This is a genomic window from Thiohalocapsa marina (genome assembly GCF_008632335.1).
Lineage (GTDB): Bacteria > Pseudomonadota > Gammaproteobacteria > Chromatiales > Chromatiaceae > Thiohalocapsa > Thiohalocapsa marina.
On the sequence record NZ_VWXX01000005.1, the window covers coordinates 18,322 to 36,460 of the forward strand.

The 18,139-nt window shown below is 67.7% G+C and carries 8 protein-coding genes; 2 read left to right on the top strand and 6 right to left on the bottom strand.

Translation table 11 applies throughout. The features are described from left to right. Window positions 1-50 precede the first annotated feature (50 nt). On the bottom strand, window positions 51-2,069 hold the full coding sequence (gene uvrB, locus F2Q65_RS05260) for an excinuclease ABC subunit UvrB (RefSeq protein ID WP_150091150.1): 2,019 nt from the start codon (window positions 2,067-2,069) through the stop codon (window positions 51-53). A 161-nt stretch (window positions 2,070-2,230) separates the two neighbouring features. Between uvrB and F2Q65_RS05265 the strand changes: the two genes are divergently transcribed. Further along, entirely contained in the window at window positions 2,231-3,415 is a 1,185-nt protein-coding gene (locus tag F2Q65_RS05265) for a pyridoxal phosphate-dependent aminotransferase (protein WP_150091152.1), read from the top strand. Between the two features lie 24 nt (window positions 3,416-3,439). On the opposite strand, the gene F2Q65_RS05270 is transcribed toward F2Q65_RS05265, so the two are convergent. The 5 genes from F2Q65_RS05270 to F2Q65_RS05290 all read right to left on the bottom strand — a co-directional run bounded on the left by F2Q65_RS05270 (window position 3,440) and on the right by F2Q65_RS05290 (window position 14,913). Beyond that, complete coding sequence (locus F2Q65_RS05270; protein WP_170265549.1) at window positions 3,440-5,890, bottom strand: ATP-binding protein; 2,451 nt, start codon at window positions 5,888-5,890, stop codon at window positions 3,440-3,442. Beyond that, the gene (locus tag F2Q65_RS05275; RefSeq protein WP_150091157.1) at window positions 5,877-10,109 is read right to left on the bottom strand and encodes a PAS domain S-box protein; all 4,233 of its coding nucleotides are present in this window, start codon (window positions 10,107-10,109) and stop codon (window positions 5,877-5,879) included. The genes F2Q65_RS05270 and F2Q65_RS05275 overlap by 14 nt, the downstream gene beginning before the upstream one ends. Before the next feature lie 113 nt (window positions 10,110-10,222). Continuing rightward, complete coding sequence (locus F2Q65_RS05280) at window positions 10,223-11,437, bottom strand: response regulator (RefSeq protein ID WP_150091159.1); 1,215 nt, start codon at window positions 11,435-11,437, stop codon at window positions 10,223-10,225. A 96-nt stretch (window positions 11,438-11,533) separates the two neighbouring features. After that, a complete protein-coding gene (locus tag F2Q65_RS05285) occupies window positions 11,534-13,555 on the bottom strand; it encodes a CocE/NonD family hydrolase (RefSeq protein ID WP_150091161.1) in 2,022 nt (673 codons plus the stop codon). Continuing rightward, a complete protein-coding gene (locus F2Q65_RS05290; protein WP_150091163.1) occupies window positions 13,546-14,913 on the bottom strand; it encodes an ATP-grasp domain-containing protein in 1,368 nt (455 codons plus the stop codon). The genes F2Q65_RS05285 and F2Q65_RS05290 overlap by 10 nt, the downstream gene beginning before the upstream one ends. A gap of 319 nt (window positions 14,914-15,232) precedes the next feature. Here F2Q65_RS05290 and F2Q65_RS05295 point away from each other — a divergent pair, with 319 nt between their 5' ends. Then, entirely contained in the window at window positions 15,233-17,950 is a 2,718-nt protein-coding gene (locus tag F2Q65_RS05295; RefSeq protein ID WP_150091165.1) for an ATP-binding protein, read from the top strand. Window positions 17,951-18,139 lie beyond the last annotated feature (189 nt).

Genomic DNA, 18,139 nt, shown 5'->3' on the forward strand with positions numbered 1-18,139 from the left:
AAGGCACCGGTCGGCCGCGGTGCATGGGCACCCTGTGCCGCGACACTGGTTCAGGCCGCCAGTCCGCGCTCGCGCAGGGTCTTGATCTTGTCCCGCAAGGCGGCGGCCTTCTCGAACTCCAGGTCCTTGGCGGCCTGGTACATGGCCTTCTCCATGCTCTTCAGGCGCTTGGTCATCTGGGCCGGCGTCAGGTCGGCGTATTCCGCGATCTCTTCCGCCACCTTGGCGTAGTCCTGGGGCTTCATGGGCGCGCCCGGGGTGTGCGCCTCCATGATGTCCGCCACCGCCTTGCGGATGGTCTGCGGCGTGATGCCGTTGGCCACGTTATGGGCCATCTGCTTGTCCCGGCGGCGTTCGGTCTCGTCGATGGCGCGGCGCATGGAGCCGGTGACCGCATCGGCGTAGAGGATGGCCTTGCCGTTGGCGTTGCGGGCGGCGCGGCCGATGGTCTGGATCAGCGAGCCCTCGGAGCGCAGGAAGCCCTCCTTGTCGGCGTCGAGGATAGCCACCAGCGAGACCTCGGGCATGTCCAGGCCCTCGCGCAGCAGGTTGATGCCCACCAGCACGTCGAATTCGCCGAGGCGCAGATCGCGGATGATCTCGACCCGCTCCACGGTGTCGATGTCCGAGTGCAGATAGCGCACGCGCACGCCGTGCTCGCCGAGATAGTCGGTCAGGTCCTCGGCCATGCGCTTGGTCAGGGTGGTGGCCAGCACGCGCTCGTTGCGCGCCACCCGCAGCTGGATCTCTGACAGCAGATCATCCACCTGGCTCAGGGCCGGGCGCACCTCCACCTCCGGGTCCACCAGGCCGGTGGGGCGCACCACCTGCTCGACCACGGCGCCGGAGTGCTGGATCTCGTAGTCGCGCGGGGTGGCCGAGACATAGATCACCTGGGGCTGCTTGGCCTCGAACTCCTCGAAGCGCATCGGCCGGTTGTCCAGCGCCGAGGGCAGGCGGAAGCCGTACTCCACCAGGTTCTCCTTGCGCGAGCGGTCGCCGCGGTACATGCCGCCGAGCTGCGGCACCGTCACATGGCTTTCGTCGATGACCAGCAGGGCATCGGCGGGCAGATAGTCGAACAGGGTCGGCGGCGGCTCGCCCGGGCCGCGGCCGGACAGGTAGCGGCTGTAGTTCTCGATGCCCGAGCAGTAGCCCACCTCCACCATCATCTCCAGGTCGAACAGGGTGCGCTGCTCCAGCCGTTGGGCCTCCACCAGCCGGTCGTGCTCCCGCAGCCAGTTGAGGCGGTCGCGCAGTTCGTCCTTGATCTGCTCCACGGCGTTCAGGATCACCTCGCGTGGCGTGGCGTAGTGGGTCTTCGGAAATACCGTATAGCGCGGCACCTTGTGTCGGACCTCACCGGTCAGCGGGTCGAACAGCGACAGCGCCTCGATCTCGTCGTCGAACAGCTCCACCCGCAGGGCCTCGTCGTCGGATTCCGCCGGGTAGATGTCGATGACATCGCCGCGCACGCGATAGCTGCCGCGGGAGAGCTCGATCTCGTTGCGGCGGTACTGCAGCGCCGTGAGCTGCCGCAGGATGGCGCGCTGGTCGATGATGTCGCCGCGCGACAGGTGCAGCACCATCTTCAGGTAGGCCTCCGGGTCGCCGAGACCGTAGATGCTGGACACCGTGGCGACGATGATGACGTCGGGCCGCTCCAGCAGGGCCTTGGTGGCGGACAGGCGCATCTGCTCGATGTGCTCGTTGATGGAGGCGTCCTTCTCGATGTAGGTGTCGCTGGCCGGGACATAGGCCTCCGGCTGGTAGTAGTCGTAGTAGGAGACGAAATACTCCACGGCATTGTGCGGGAAGAACTCGCGCATCTCGCCATAGAGCTGGGCGGCCAGGGTCTTGTTCGGCGCCAGCAGCAGGGTGGGACGCTGCACCTGGGCGATGACGTTGGCGATGGTGAAGGTCTTGCCCGAGCCGGTGACGCCGAGCAGGGTCATGCCCGCCTCGCCGTCGTGCAGGCCCTCCAGCAGGCGGCGGATGGCCTCCGGCTGATCGCCGGCGGGCTGGAAGCGGGATTCGAGCTGAAAGGGTTTCGACGGGGCTTGTGACATGGTTGGCGTCGGGCGGTGTGAAAGCGGGCCAGATGTCGAATCGCGGGGCCGCATTTGGCGGATGTTCCGCGGGCGGCGATTCGCTATCATTTCCGTGGCTGTCATGATTTGCCATCCATTATGCCAGCCGTCGTCAATCACCCCCACAGCAGACCATACCGATGACCATCAAGCTTTCCGCCCGCGTCCAGTCCGTGAAGCCCTCGGCGACCCTCGCCATCACCGCCCGTGCCAAGGAACTGCGCGCCGCCGGCAAGGATGTAATCGGCCTGGGCGCGGGTGAGCCCGATTTCGACACCCCGGAGCACATCAAGCAGGCAGCCATCGCCGCCATCCGCGACGGCTTCACCAAGTACACGGCAGTGGACGGCACGCCAGAGCTCAAGGGGGCCATCATCGCCAAGTTCCAGCGCGAGAACGGCTTCGACTACCGCCCGGAGGAGATCCTGGTCTCCTGCGGCGGCAAGCAGAGCTTCTTCAATCTGGCACAGGCGGTGCTGGATCCGGGCGACGAGGTGGTGATTCCGGCCCCCTACTGGGTCAGCTACCCGGACATGGTGCTGCTGGCGGGCGCGGTGCCGGTGCTGGTGGATGCCGGCGCCGAGCAGCGGTTCAAGATCACGCCGGCGCAGCTGCGCGGGGCGCTGACCGAACGTACCCGTCTGGTGGTGATCAACAGCCCGTCGAATCCCACCGGCATGGCCTACAGCCGCGACGAGCTGACGGCGCTGGGCGAGGTGCTGCGCGACTTCCCCCAGGCGCTGATCGCCACCGACGACATGTACGAGCACATCCGCTGGGACACGCAGACGCCCTTCGTCAATATCTTGAATGCGTGCCCGGATCTGGCGCCGCGCACCCTGGTGCTGAACGGCGTCTCCAAGGCCTATTCCATGACCGGCTGGCGCATCGGCTATGCCGGCGGGCCGGAGCAGGTGATCAAGGCGATGAAGAAGATCCAGTCGCAGAGCACGTCCAATCCCACCTCCATCTCTCAGGTGGCGGCGCAGGCGGCGCTGGAGGGACCGCAGGACTGCATCGGCGAGATGCTCGGCGCCTTCCGCGAGCGGCATGACTTCGTGGTCGAGGCGCTGAACCGCATCGACGGCATCGAGTGCCTGCCCACCGACGGCACCTTCTATGTCTTCCCGAAGGTGACCGGGCTGATCCAGCGGCTCGATGGCGTCAGCAATGATCTTGAACTGGCGGAGTACCTGATCGAGCAGGCCGGGGTGGCCCTGGTGCCGGGTTCCGCCTTCGGACTCGATGGCTATGCGCGCATCTCCATCGCCACCAGCCGGCAGAATCTGGAACAGGCCATGCAGCGCATCGCCGGCATTGCCTGACGGGCGGTTGCTGCGCGCCGGGCGTCAGTCGGTCACCGGTGATGAGGGCCGCTGATCGTCCAGCGGGATCCCTCGCTCCGCCGCGGCCCGGTCGAGCAACTCCGCGGCCGTGTGGAAGTCGTAGTGCTGGATGGCATTGACCAGCGGCCTGAAGTGCCTGCCGAGGGTCTCTGTCAGCAGTGTGTGGTGTTCGTCGATGTACTGGCCGACGGCGAAGTCGTCGTCCGCCAGTCGCCGGGCGAGTCCGCTCAGGATCGCCTGCCGCCGCGCGATCTCCGCCGGGGTCGCGGGGGCTTCGGTATCCACGTCGTCGGTGGGGAGCTGCGGCAGCGCGGCCGGCGCTTCGCCCGCCGGGCGCCGATATGGATGCGGTTGCGTGCTCCGGGGTTGGTGGGTGGCAATGCCCAGCCGGGCGGTGAACCAGAAGGTGGAGCCCACGCCGGGCTCGCTGTCGACACCGACGCTTCCCCCCATCAGCGCCGTCAGGCGCTGGGCCAGCGCCAGACCCAGGCCGGTGCCGCCGTATTTGCGGGATTTGGAGCCATCCGCCTGCAGAAAGGCCTGGAACAGCCGTTTGCGCTGGGCGGCATCGATGCCGATGCCTGTGTCGTGCACCGCCACCCGCAGCAGCAGGCCTTGTTCATCCTGCGCTGCCAGCCGGGCGTCGATGCCGATCTGCCCTTGGCGGGTGAACTTGATCGCGTTGTCGGCGTAGATCATCAGTATCTGGCGCAGACGGGCCGGGTCGCCGATGAGCCGTCGGGGAAGGGCCGCCTCGATCATGACCTGCAGGCGTAGCCCCTTTGCCTCGCAGGGCCGCGTGATCTGCTGGACCAGGTCCTCCAGCAACTGGTCCAGGTCGAACTCCCCCGGCACCAGTTTCAGCTTGCCGGCGTCGATCTCGGTGAAATCCAGGATGCCGTTGACGATGTCGAGCAGGTGCTGGCCGGCATCGCGTATCTGGTTGAGATAGTCGCGCTGGCGCGCCGAGGGGTCGGCCTGCAGTGCCAGATGCGTCATGCCGATGATGGTGTTCATCGGCGTGCGGATCTCGTGGCTCATGTTGGCCAGAAAGTCCGACTTGGCGCGGGCGGCCTCCTCCGCCAGGGCCTTTGCCTCGCGCATGCGCTCCAGGGTGGCATGCTCGGCGCTGATGTCGTCGATGATCCAGACGGTGCCCTTTTCCGGGCGCGTGCAGTCGATGGCGTTGCCGGTCAGTCGGGCCCAGAACAGGCTGCCGTCGCGGCGCACCAGCTGTTGCTCGCGCTGGTGGCTCTCGCCCTTCCAGATGTGGGCGTAGACCGACTCGCCGCCGGCGATGTTGGCCGCCTCGTCCGGATACCAGATGGTGGTGGGTTGCCCCACCATGCTGCCAGGTGGCCAGCCGAAGAGTTCGTGCAGTCGCCGGTTGCAGCGTTGCAGCACGCGGTCCTTGATCAGCGCGATGCCGGAGGTGGCGGTGTCGAAGATGATCTGTTGCTCCTCCACGGCGGCGGCCAGGGCCGCGGTGCGATCGGTCACCTCCTGCTCCAGATGATCGCGCGCCAGGTCGCTCTGACGCTGCGCCTGGCGCACCTCCTCCAGCGCCTGCTGAAGTTCACGGGTCTTGCTTCGCACCTGTCGGCGCAGCAGCCGGGTCCAGAACAGCAGCAGCGCACCGGCGAGCACCAGCACCAGGATCACCCAGCCCAGGTGGCGCGCCACCTGACCGTCGATAATGGGCTGACCCATCCACTGCCGGCGCAGGGCGGCTCGCTCGCTGTCGCTGATCTGTGCCATGCCGCGTTCCACCAGACGCAGGCTGTCGCGCTTACCCTTGCGGACGGCGCGACTGGACTGCCCCTGGTACAGCTCGAATGCCCGGCGGAAGCGCTTGTGGGCGCCGGCCGCGTAGAGGTAGTAGTTGGCAGGGGCCTCGTCCATACAGAAGACCTTGACGTCTTCGCGCAGTGCCTCCTGGATCAGGGCCCGATAGCTCGGCAGGAGGTTCAGGTCGTCGATGCCGTGCTGCTGCAGGTGCTCGACGCAGACATCGCCCTCCAAGACGCCGACACGGAGGCCGCGCAGGCTGTCGATATCCCGCAGACCCTGGATCGACTCGTGCGCGTAGATGGCCGTCGGCAGCGTGGCGTAGGGGGCACTGAAGTCGTACAGGGCTTCTCGCGCGGGCGTATGGAAGATGTTCTCGATCACATCGGCCTCGCCGGAGAGCACGCGGCGCTGGGCTTCGCCCCAGGTGGTCGCGTGCAACGCCACGGGGATGCCGGTCTTTTGCTCCCACAGCTGCCACAGGTCCACCAGGTAGCCCCTTGGTTCACCGTCGGGATCCAGAAACAGGTAGGGCGGATAGTTCTTGTCGCCCACCACCCGCAGCGCGTCCGGCTCGCCGGCGGGCGCGAGCCCGGTCGGCAGGCAGAGGGCAAGCAGGACGCCGAGCAGGAGTCCGCGCCGCCTGGTCACCCTAAGCGCGATCATTCTGGTCGCGATCATTCTGGTCGCGTTCATTCTGGTCGCGTTCATCCAGGCCGCGTTCACCCGCGGGTTCGAAGTCCGCCAGGGCCTGGTCCAGCGTGGACAGCGCCTCATCGAACTCGAAGTCATCGATCTGATCGGCCAGGGTCTGTGTCAGCGGTCCCAGGGCCGCGGCCAGCATCGACCGGTGTGCGTGAAAGTGGGTGGCTGCGCGCAGATCGCCGCTGTCCAGCAGCGACTTCAGTTTTGTCACCGCCGCGCGGACGGCGGCGTCGCTGCCATCTTCGGATGATGGGGGCGACTGTTCGGCGGCCGGCTCCGGTCCGTCCCTGATGATCGGCTCCAGTACCTGCTGCAGCCGCTTGACCTCGGCCGCGATGGCTTCCGCCTGGGCGATCCAGTCGGGGTCGGCCGGCGCCGGGCTGGTCGGTGCGGAGGCGAGCGGACCGGAAACGGCCGATGCGGAGTCTGGTGGCGCCTGGGCGGGCACCGCGCCGATGGCCTGCTTCAGGGCCTGCTCCAGCGCCGCGGACAGGGTGCGAAGTCGCCCTGCACCGAGGGTTGCGGCCAGGCCCTTCAGCGTGTGCGCGGCGCGTCGGGCCCGTGGCAGGTCGGCATCCGCGAGCGCCCTAACCAGGTACTCGGCTCCGGGATCACGCAGGAACTTGTCCAGCAGGCGCAGGTACAGTTCCATGCGCCCGTTGCTGTGTTTCAGGCCGGCGTCCAGGTCCAGGTCGGTCAAGGCCTCCAGGCGCTTGAAGCGGGCAGTGACAGGCGCCGTTGCGGATGCGTCGTCTGCGGCCTGCGGCTGCGACGGGTTGTCCGCCGGCTGCGGCAGCCAGCGCACCAGGGCACGGTACAGGGTCTCCGGGTCCACCGGCTTCATCACGTGATCGTTCATGCCGGCTTCGAGACAGGCCTGGCGGTCCTCGTCGAAGGCGTTGGCGGTCATGGCGACAATGGCGGTGTTCTGATGTTCGGGCAGTTTCCGGATCAGGCGGGTTGCCGTCAGCCCGTCCATGATCGGCATCTGGATGTCCATCAGGATCAGGTCGTAGTGCGGGGTGGCAGTCTGGTCGCCGCTCTGGTCCGAGCCTTGGCTCGGGCGCTGGTTTGGTCCCTGGTGCCTGACTTTGTCCACGGCGATCTGGCCGTCGTCGGCGATGTCCACCTCGATGCCCACGGCCTCCAGCAGTGCCAGCGCCACCTCCTGGTTCACGGCGTTGTCTTCCACCAGCAGGATGCGGGTGCGGCCGCGCCGGCGCAGTTGCTGCTCGGCCTCGCCGGGGAGCGGCCCGGCGTCTTCCCCATGCTGGGCGGCGATGGCGCCTTGCACGGCCTCGAACAGGTGTGTCGAGGTCAGCGGTTTCAGTAGCAACCGGGCATAGCCGGCGTCCGCCAGTGCCTGTGCGGAAAGGCTGTTCTGGTGGGCGCTGACCAGCAGTCTGGCGGGCGGCTGGGCCAACGGCATCGACGCCAGGTGCCGGCCGAGTTCCAGCCCGTCCAGGTCCGGCATCTGCCAGTCCACCAGCAACAGGTCGTAGGCCATGCCGTTGGCGTCGCGCTGCCGAATCAGGTCAAGTGCGGCGACGCCGCCGGCGGCGGTGTCCACCACCATGCCCCAGGGGCGCAGCAGCCCGGCCATGGACTCGCGTGCCTCCGGCAGGTCGTCCACCACCAGCACCCGCAGGCCGTCGAGGTCGGCACGACTGGTCGGCAGAGTCGGGGTGCTGCGCGCACGGCCGAACGGCAGTTCCACCCAGAAGGTGCTGCCTTGTCCGGGTTTGCTGTCCACGCCGATGCGACCGCCCATCAGCTGGGTGAGCCGGCGTGAGATGGCCAGGCCGAGCCCGGTGCCGCCGTACTTGCGCGTGGTGGAGGCGTCGGCCTGCTCGAAGGCCTGGAACAGCCGTTGCCGCTGTTCCACGGTCAGTCCGATGCCGGTATCGATGACCTCGAAGCGGGCCACCAGGCCGTTGGCGGTCTCCGCTGTCGTGCTGGCGTACAGCCGGATGCTGCCCTGTTCGGTGAACTTCACGGCATTGCCGGCAAAGTTCAGCAGGATCTGCCCCAGGCGCAGGCCGTCGCCATGCAGCGCCGGCGGCAGGGCGCGGATGTCCACCACCAGTTCCAGGCCCTTGGCCACGGCCTTGTCCCGCACCAGGTTGCAGACGTTGTCGACGATGCGCTCCACCTCGAAGTCGGTGGGCTCCAGCTGGAGCTTGCCGGCCTCGATCTTCGACAGGTCCAGGATGTCGTTGATGATGGTCAGCAGGTGATGCGCGGCGTCGGACACCTTGACCAGTCGGTCGCGATGGGCGGGTTCCGTCACCTCGCGCTGTAGCAGGTGAGTGAGGCCGATGATGGCGTTCATCGGCGTACGGATCTCGTGGCTCATGTTGGCCAGGAACTCGCTCTTGGCCCGGTTGGCCGCCTCGGCTGCTTCCTTGGCGCGTTGCAGCTGGGCCTCGGCGCGCTTGCGCGTGCTGATGTCCTGGAACGACACCACCGCGCCGATGCTGCCGTCTTCGCGCCGCAGCGGCGCGCTGGCGTAGGCCACCGGAAAGGCCGTGCCGTCGCGCCGCCAGAACACCTCGTCGTCGCGCTGGATGGCTTCCTGCCGGAGGATGGAGCGATGGATCGGACAGTCTTCGACGGGGTAGGCGGAGCCGTCGGCGTGGCTGTGGTGGGTGAGCTGGTGGCTGAGCTGGTCGATCAGCTGCTCCGGCCGATCATAGCCCAGGAGCCGCACGGCCGCGGCGTTGATGAAGGTGATGCGGCCGTCCTGATCGGCGCCGAACAGGCCGTCGGAGGTGGACTCCAGCAACAGCCGCAGTTCCTCTTCACGGCGCGCCAGGGTGGCGGCGGCGTGGGCGCTCGCGGTGCGGTCACGGGCCTGCATCAGGAAGCCGGAGATGGCGCCATCGGCATCGCGCAGCAGCAGGTGCGTGAAGGCCAGCAGCCGGTGCGTTCCGTTGGGCAGCTCCACCTCGCGCTCGTGCCGGAGCATGTCCGTGCCGGAGGCCAGCAGCGCCTGCTCGCGGGCCTGTAGTTCCCGGGCCAGCGCCGCGGGCAGCACCTCGGTGAGGGGCTTGTGCCGGAACTCCTGCCAGTGTTGCTTGCCGCAGGCATGGATGAAGCTGCGGCTGACCGCCTTGAGCCGTTGTTGCCGATCACTCAGTACAACGATTTCCGGTACCGTGTCCAGCACGCGCCAGAAATCGCGGCTGACCGCGTCCGACCACTCCTTGGCCTGGCGCAGTTCGGCGGTGCGCTCCTCAACCAGCTGCTCGAGCCGCTGGCGGTGGGCATCCAGCTCGGCGGTGAGGCGCTTCTGCTCGGTGATGTCCTGCTTGACTGCCACATAGTTGCAGATACGGCCCCGGTCGTCGCGCAGGGCCATGATGGTGGCGGACTCGATGCACTCGCGGCCGTCCTTGGTGTGGTTGATGAACTCGCCATGCCAGGTCTCGCCGGCAGTGATGGTGCGCCAGAGATCCTGGTAGACCTCGGGCGGGGTCTTGCCGGACTTGAGGATGCGTGGGTTGCGCCCGAGGGCCTCGTCGCGGCTGTAGCCGGTGGAGCGCTCGAAGGCGTCGTTGACGAAGATGATATTGCCGTCAAGGTCGGTGACCACCACCATACTTGGGTTCTGTTCCACGGCCATGGACAGCAGGCGGATCTGCGCATTGGCCCGGGTCTCGGCGGTGACATCGCGCCAGATGCCCAGGATGTGGTCGCGCCCGCCGAGGCGCACCATGCGCGCCCGGACTCGAACATTCAGTACCGAACCATCGCGGTGCCGGTGGCGGGTGTCGAACTGCGCCTCGCCACGCTGGCGGATCTCCCGGGTGATGTCGGCCAGTTGTTCGGCGGACAGGGCGTCCTGGATGTCGGCCACGCTCAAGTCCAGCATCTCTGTGCGGCTGAAGCCCAGGGTCCGGTAGCTGGCCGGATTGCATTCGATGAAGCGCAGGCTGTCGGCCTCCACCAGCTCGATGGCGATGGGTGCGGCGTCGATGATGGCCTGATTCAGGGCCTGACGCTCGCCGAGGCGTTTCAGCAGCCAGATCAGCCGGGCGAGCAGGGCAAGGCCCGCAATCGCCGCTGCCTGCGCCAGCCAGTGCCGCTCCAGGCCGGCGAAGAGTAAAAGCCCCACCAGCAGCGCGGCCAGGGCGATGGCCGGCGCCGGGACGCGCAGGTTGCTGGGGCCGTGTTTCATCCGGCCCCCGAAGCGGCCTTTGGTGTGGCCTGTTGGCCGCGGCAAGGCAACGGCTGCGGGCCCTGGGGGCTGTATCCGCAGGGGCCGGTCCTGCCGTTGCGCCTGCACATGCCTCAGGCCGCCTGTGAATCTGCAGTCGAATCGGCGGTCGAATCCTGGGTCGGTGTCGGATCCGGGTCCGGATCCGGATGCCGGGCGGCGACCTCGGCGAACTGCTCGCTGCAGGCGGTGAAGGCGTCTACCACCGCCGGATCGAAATGGGTGCCGCGGCCCTCGAGGATGATGCGGGTGGTCTCTTCCAGGCCCATGGCCGGCTTGTAGATGCGTTTGTTCATCAGCGCATCGAAGACATCCGCCAGCGCCATCAGGCGGCCGGAGACGGGGATGTCGTCGCCGGACAGGCCGGCAGGATAGCCGGAGCCGTCCCACTTCTCATGATGGCTGCGGGCGATCTCGCTGGCGACCTGCAGGAAGGCGAAGGCGTCCGGCACCTGGTCGGCCTCGTCGATGTTGGTGGCCGACACGCTGATCTGCATCGCCCGTTCGATGGCCTCGGCGCCGATGGCGGCGTGGGTGCGCATGATCGCGAACTCTTCCGGCGTCAGGCGCCCGGGCTTGAGCAGGATGGCGTCGGGGATGCCCACCTTGCCGACGTCGTGCAGCGGCGCCGCCTTGACGATGCGCTCCAGCCGCTGCCCCGCCAGGGCCTGCTTGAAGCGCGGATGCTCCGCCAGATGGCGCCCCAGGATCTCCACATAGGTCTGCGTGCGCAGGATGTGCTGGCCGGTCTCGTTGTCGCGGGCCTCCGCCAGGTTGGCCAGGGCGCGGATGCTCAGGTCCTGGATCAGCAGGTTGTCCTGCATGCGCCGGGCCACCTCGGCCTCCAGCCATTCGTTCTCGTTGGCCAGGCGGTCACGGGCGTCTTTGAGTTCGAGCTGCGCCTTGACCCGCGCCAGGACGATGGCCGGATTGATGGGCTTGGTGATGTAGTCCACTGCGCCCAGCTTCAGGCCGTATTCCTCGTTCTCGCTGCCCTCCATGGCGGTGATGAAGATCACCGGAATGTTTTGGGTGGCCGGATCGGCGCGCAGCCGCCGCAGGACCTCGTGGCCGTCCATCCCCGGCATCATCACGTCCAGCAGGATCAGGTCGGGTTGCGGCTGGTTAGCCACCACGCGCAGGGCGCGTTCGCCGGAGTTGGCCACCCGCACCCGATACAGGGGCTGTAGCAGTTCGCCCAGCACGGTGAGATTCTGCGGGGTGTCGTCGACGATGAGGATGGTGTGTCGCGCACCGTTGTCGGCGCTTGAGGGTGTCTGTGTCGTCATGATCGGGACCACTGGATGAGCCTGGTGCGATGCGATGGATGAACTGGCCGCAAGTCTAGTCCTTTCCGGGCAGGGCAGGGCAGGGCGGGGCGTTGTTCACACCATATCGCGCTCGAAGGCCTGATGCCATGTCTCGGCGAAGACGCGGCGTTCGCCCTCGAACGCGTCGAGCTGGGCATACAGCAGGAACTGGGTGGCCGTGGAGGTCAGCACGGTGCGGGTGACCGTGCGCACGGACCAGTCGCCACGGCGCAGTTCACGCACCCATTCCGTCTCGCCGCGCACCGAGTTGAAGTCGTTGCCCCGGTAGCGATACCACTCCAGCGCCCGCCGCGCCAGTTCCAGATCGATCTCCGGAAAATACACCCGGCCGTCGTCGTTGGTGACCTCCAGCGTGGACTCGTCGGCGGCCAGATCACGGATCACGCGCCAGTTGTGTCGAGCCGCGCCCAGGCGCTGCACCGGTGTGGCCGGGGCGCCCTGCGCCGGCGCAAAGCCGATGGCGGCATCCGCCGCCCGGGGGGTGCGCACCGGCAGCAGCAGCCGGCTGTCGCCGGTGTCGATGGTCAGCCGCACCGGTTGCGGCGGCGGCCAGGCCAGGGGCCAGTAGGAGGTGGATAGCGACAGGCGCAGACGGTGGCCGGGCGGAAAGCGCTGTGCGATGTCGTTGAGCTGCACCCGCACGCGGTAGCGCCGACCGGGCTCCAGCGGTGTCGGCGCGGCACTGCAGGCGCGGTGGGTCAGGTTGAGCAGGCCGTAGGTGACCCGTGTGGCCTGATCGTCCGGGCGTACGTCCGACAGCCGGACAGCGACCATGGCCACCGGCTGGTCGGCGCGCAACTGCAGCTCCACCACCGGCGCTCCCAGGATCTCCAGCGCCTCTGGTAGCGGCTCGCTGGTGAACACCAGCGCCCCGCCGTCCTCCTCGCGCTGGTCGTGGGGCAGGTCGGGCGTGGCCGCATAGGAGCACCACTTGCCGGCGAACAGGCCGACGCTGAGCGGCGACTGGATCTCCATCTCCCGGGGCGGGCCCGGGGCGTCGGCATCGGCCAGTACGCCCGGCCAGGCGAGCCGGAAGGACCGCTCGGTGACATTGCTCGATGGCCAGCGCGGTTCGCCGACCCAGCGACCCGGGCGCTCGTGGTAGCGGGTCGTGGGGGGCATGCTGTCCTGCATCCAGGCGCGCAGCATGGGCTCGCGCTCGATACCGTTGTCGATGCCCTTGAGCCAATGGTCCCACCAGCGCAGGCACTCCTGCAGGAAGCCGATGGCGGGCCCGGGCACGCCCTGGTGCGGATACTTGTGGCTCCAGGGCCCGATCAGCCCCAGGCGCGAACCCCGCAGCCCCGACAACAGCCGGAACACGGCGTTGGAGTAGCCATCCGCCCAACCGCTGACGGCCAGCACCGGGCAGTCCACGGCGTCCCAGTCCTCGCAGATGGAGCCGTGTTGCCAGTAGGCGTCGCGGCGCTGGTGCGCCAGCCACTTGGCCAGCCACAGGCCGCTGCCGCGCAGCCGCTGCAGCCAGAGCGCGCGCCAGGCGTCGCCGACCAGGCGGGGGTCCGGCGGCAACGAATTGTAGGCGAACATGGTGGATGCCCAGGACAGGTTGTCGCCGAGCAGGCAGCCGCCCATGTGGTGCACATCGTCGGCGTAGCGGTCGTCGGTGGAGCAGACCGAGACCACCGCCTTCAGCGCCGGCGGCCGCAGGGCGGCGATCTGCAGGCCGTTGAAGCCGCCCCAGGAGATGCCGATCATGCCGACCTGGCCGCTGCACCAGGGCTGGCGGCTGATCCAGTCGATCACCGCCACGCCGTCGTCGAGCTCCTGTGGCAGATACTCGTCCTCCAGCACGCCCTCGGAATCGCCGCTGCCGCGCAGGTCCACGCGCACGCAGGCGTAGCCATGACCGGCAAACCAGCCGTGCAGGCTGTCGTCGCGGGCGCGGGTGGAGTCGCGCCGGCGGTAGGGGATGTATTCCAGCACCGCCGGGACGGGGTGGGCATCGGTGGCCTGCGGCAGCCACAGGCGGGCGGCCAGGTGGATGCCATCCGGCATCGGTATGCGCACATGCTCGATGGTCCGCACCTGGTGCGGAAAGCGTTCGATTACGTCCATTCGCTGTCTCCGGCCTGACGGCGTTGTTGGGGCTGCCGCTGGTTCTGTTGTGGCGCGGCTGCCGCCTCCGCCGCGGCGATCGGCGCGAGCTCCAGCGGCAGGCGGGCCATGCAGTCGGCAAAGCGTTCCAGCAGTTGCGCCTGGTTGTCGGCGCCGATGAAGAGCGAGGCCAGTTCGTAGCTGTAGCTGTCCTGGTTGCGCAGTTCGGACAGCCGCATGCCTGCCCGCACCGCCACCTGGATGCGGCAATGGGGCACCTGTGCCTCCAGCGCGGCGATGTCATCAGGCCCTGGCGCGCGCAGCACGCGGGCATCGCCGAAGTGTCGCGGCATGAACTTGGCCGCAACGGCGCAGGGCCCGCTGCGGTGGGCCGGATGGGGCGCATGGCCGAGCCCCAGATCGAGCATGACCTGGAAATGCGAGCGGCCGTCCACCAGCTCGAACAGCGGGGCGTGGGACTTGGACAAGCGGGCGTTGATCTCCAGCAGCCAGATCCGGTCGGTGTCCGGATCCCAGAAGTACTCGATATTGAACGGCGCCTTGTCGTAGCCGATATGGCGAATGATGCGGCGGCTGCAGTCGCTCATGCGCGCCTGCACCGTCTGCGGCAGGCTGGATGGATACTGGTAGCGTGAGAAGCACGACCCGGCGGGCCCTTCGCGCAGCGAGTCGATGGTGCCGTAGATCACCACCTCGCCGCCGAAGGCATAGCCCTCCTGGGTGCATTGCAGGCCGTTGGAGATGATGGCCTCGGCGATGCAGTGCCAGCCGTCGACGGCGGCGATGTCCGGCGGCAGTTCCGCGTGCTGCAGGAACAGGTTGAACGGCTCGGCCAAGCGACCGATGCCGGCGCGAACCTGAGCGATGGCAGCGTGGAAATCCGCCGGGTTCTCGATCCTGAACCCCAGATGCGACAGCACCGAGCGGACCGGCTTGAGCCAGAACGGGAACCCCAGCGACACCTGGGACAGGGGATCGTCGGCAAACGGATCCACCACACACAGCGCCGGGACCTGTTCCGGAATCACCTCCGCCTGGCAGCGCCGGCTCCAGTACTTGTGCTCGCAGCGCAACACGGCCTCCAGCGATGGGCCGGGCAGACCGACCGCGGCCCGCAGCAAGGGCAGGGCGGTGCTGACGGGGAAGTCCCAGTAGCCGACCACTGCGTCCACCGTCCCCGGAAAGGCCCGCAACCGCCGGCGGCCTTCCTGCAACAGCCGGGCCGCCGGAAACGACGCCTGCTGCTTGAGCGCCTGATGACTGAACAGCGGGTGAAAGGCCAGACCCGACGCCCCCGGCAACGCCTGCAGCTGCGCCAGGTGAAAGTTGTCGAGGCCGACAACGAAGATGTTCCGCATGAGCTGGCCGTCGCGAGGTTCGTTCAGGGAGACGCTGATTTATTCGGCGTTTCCGGTGCGGGGCAAGTCGCCCCGCCGTTTTTAGCGGCGCAAGCCGCTGAAAATGAAGCGATGCGGAAACCGCGTTTTCGAATCGCGTGCTGCTTTTTGGCCAGGAGACCAAGAAATCAGGGCCTCCCTCGGCGCGCGCCATCACAGGCCCGTTACCAAAACTATAGCAATGCCTTGGTACAGCGACATTGAAAAAGGGATGAACGTTGACAATGTCTGGCGGTGATCAGCAGGATCCGGATTCACCTGCGGAACCAAGAGGCCGTGAATGAGTCAGCGCAAGGTCAATCTAACGCAATTGCGCGAGCGCGCCGAGCAGGCCATCAACCAGGGCCGATCCAGCCTGACCAACGGCTCAAACCACGCAGGCGAGATGGATCTCGACCACTTGGTCGAAGAGCTGACCATCTACCAGACCGAGCTGGAGATCCAGAACGAAGCGCTGGCACTGGCCCAGAGCGAAACCGCCACGGCGCTGGAGCAATACCGTGCGCTGTTCGGTCATCTACCGCTGCCGGCCCTCATCGTTGACCCTCGGGGGTTCATTGTGGAGGCCAACGCGCAGGCTGACGCATTGCTCGGCATGAGCCTGCCCCATACTCTCAACCGCGGCTCGGTGCTACAGCTGTTCGACCTCGACAGCCGTGGGGCACTGCATCAGGCCCTCAAGGGGCTGTTGCACGCGACGCCGAGCATCATCGACTGTCGGGGTGCGCCTCGGGACGGGGCTGAGGGCATACCCTATGAGGTGCACATCACCCAGCTACCAGGGACCTCCGCTCAAGCCGGCCACCGGCTGTTCGTGCTGGTAGACCGCAGCGCTGAGCTGGCCTTGCAGATGCGCGAGGAGGAGCTGAGCGCCCTCAACCACAGCCTCGAGCAGCGCGTGGAGGCACGCACCGCCGAGTTGGCAGCGGCCCAGGTGCAGACCGAACAGGCACTGGATCAGGCGGCCCGCGCCGAGGCCCGTTTCCGCACCATCTTCGAGCAGGCCCCGCTCGGCATTGCCCTCACCGACTCCCTGAGTGGGCAGATCCTGGAGGTCAACGAACGCTTTGGCGCCATTGCCGGCCGAACTCGGGAAGAGTTGGCCCATATCAACTGGATGCAGATCACCCACCCGCACGACCTGCAGACACAACTGGACAGCCTGGCGCGTCCGAATGCCGGCGAGATCACCGGCTTCCAGATGGAAAAGCGCTACCAGCGCCCGGACGGCTCGCTGGTCTGGATCAGCTTGACCATCGCCCCGGTCAACGGTGACGTCACCGAAGGGCCCTGCCACCTCAAGCTGATCGAGGACATCAGCGTACAAAAGGCGCTGGAGCAGGACCTGCGCACCGCCAAGGCCACTGCAGAGGCTGCCAATGCCGCCAAAAGCGCCTTCCTTGCCAACATGAGTCACGAGGTACGCACGCCCATGAACGCCGTGCTCGGGTTCCTGGACGTTCTGCTCGATACCCGCCTCGATGCCGAGCAGCGCGCCCTGGTGCAATCGGTCAAGGGTGCCGGCCAGGGGCTGCTTCGCATCATCAACGACATCCTCGACCTCTCCAAGCTCGAGGCCGGCAAGATGTCGCTGGAATCGGCGCCGTTCAGACTCGATGCAGTGCTGCAGCAGGTCGCCGAGCTGCTGTCCCTTTCCGCGCAGGAGAAGGGTCTGGAACTGGTCATCGATGCCCCGCCCGAGATCGCCGGAGGCTACCGCGGAGATGCCCTGCGTCTGAGCCAGATCCTGAACAATCTGGTCGGCAACGCCATCAAGTTCAGCGAACGGGGCAGCGTGGTGATCGCGGTACAGTCCCTCGGCGAGACCGACGGCGAGCGGCAGTTGCGCGTCGAGGTCCGCGACCGCGGCATCGGCCTCACCCCTGAGCAGGCGGCAGGGCTGTTCCAGCCCTTTACCCAGGCCGATGCCTCCACTGCGCGGCGCTTCGGCGGCACCGGGCTCGGGCTCACCATCTGCAGGCGGCTGATTGAACGCATGGGTGGGGCAATCGGGGTCGACTCGAGCGAAGGGGAGGGCAGCACCTTCTGGTTCACCCTGCCATTGATGATCGACGACAATGCCACCGAGCGGGTGCCAACGACCGAGCCTCGGGCCGCGAGTACCTTTGCGGCCGCCCCCATCCGCGGCAGTCGGCTGCTGCTGGTGGAGGACAATGCCATCAATCAGGCGGTGGCCGTTGCCTTCCTGCGCAAGCTGGGGCTGCGCACGCGCGTTGCCAGCAACGGCCGGGAGGCCCTGGAACAGCTCAAGACCGAGCATTTCGACCTGGTCTTGATGGACTTGCAGATGCCGGTGATGGACGGCCTGGAGGCCACCGCCGCCATCCGCGCGACCCACTGGGGACACGAGATTCCCATCATCGCCATGACCGCCGCGGCCTTCCCCGAGGACCGCGCGCGCGCCCTCGACGCCGGCATGAACGACTATGTCAGCAAGCCTATCGATCTGCAGCAGCTGGTCGACGCCCTGCTGCGCTGGCTGCCGGCGCGCGCCGAGGCCCCGGTCGAGCCTGCAGCCGAGCCAGTAACGGAATCGGCACCGGACCTGGCGACCAAGTCGGTTGTCGCCGGGTGCGCGGCAGTGGCCGAGGCGATATCGCTGGCGGACTGCGACCTGGAGGCGACCAGGCAGCGGCTCGGCAACGACGAGGCGCTGTTGCGCTCAGTCCTGGAATACAGTCAGCGGGAATTCAGGGACTGGCCGGCACAGTTCGCCGCTGCCCGTGACGGCGGTGAGTTGAAGGTCGCGCAGCGCCTGGCACACACGCTCAAGGACGTTGCGGCCAATGTCGGCGCGGCGCGGGTAAGGGCTACGGCAGCCGCGCTGGAGGCGGCCTTGGCCGAGCAGGCCGGGCCAGAGCTGGTGGAGCGCCTGCGTGCAGACTGTGTTGCCGCCCTCGGGGCGGCGATGACCGCCTTGCGAAATGCCACTGAACCCGGTGGCGCGAGCAAACAGCAGGCTTCTTCCACGAGTTGAGCAGCCGCCTCCCAATCAATCTCTTGAGCGGTTTCCTGCACCAGCTGGGCGTCGTCCTGCCGGTTATCGGCATGGCGGCGGTCGCCGAGCTGGCGGCCGTGGACGCGCATCGCCGGCGCAGGGCGCGCTGCGCGTCGCTCGCCCCCTGCGGGGCCTCGGGGGCGCTGACCCCGAGATAATCGAGGGCGG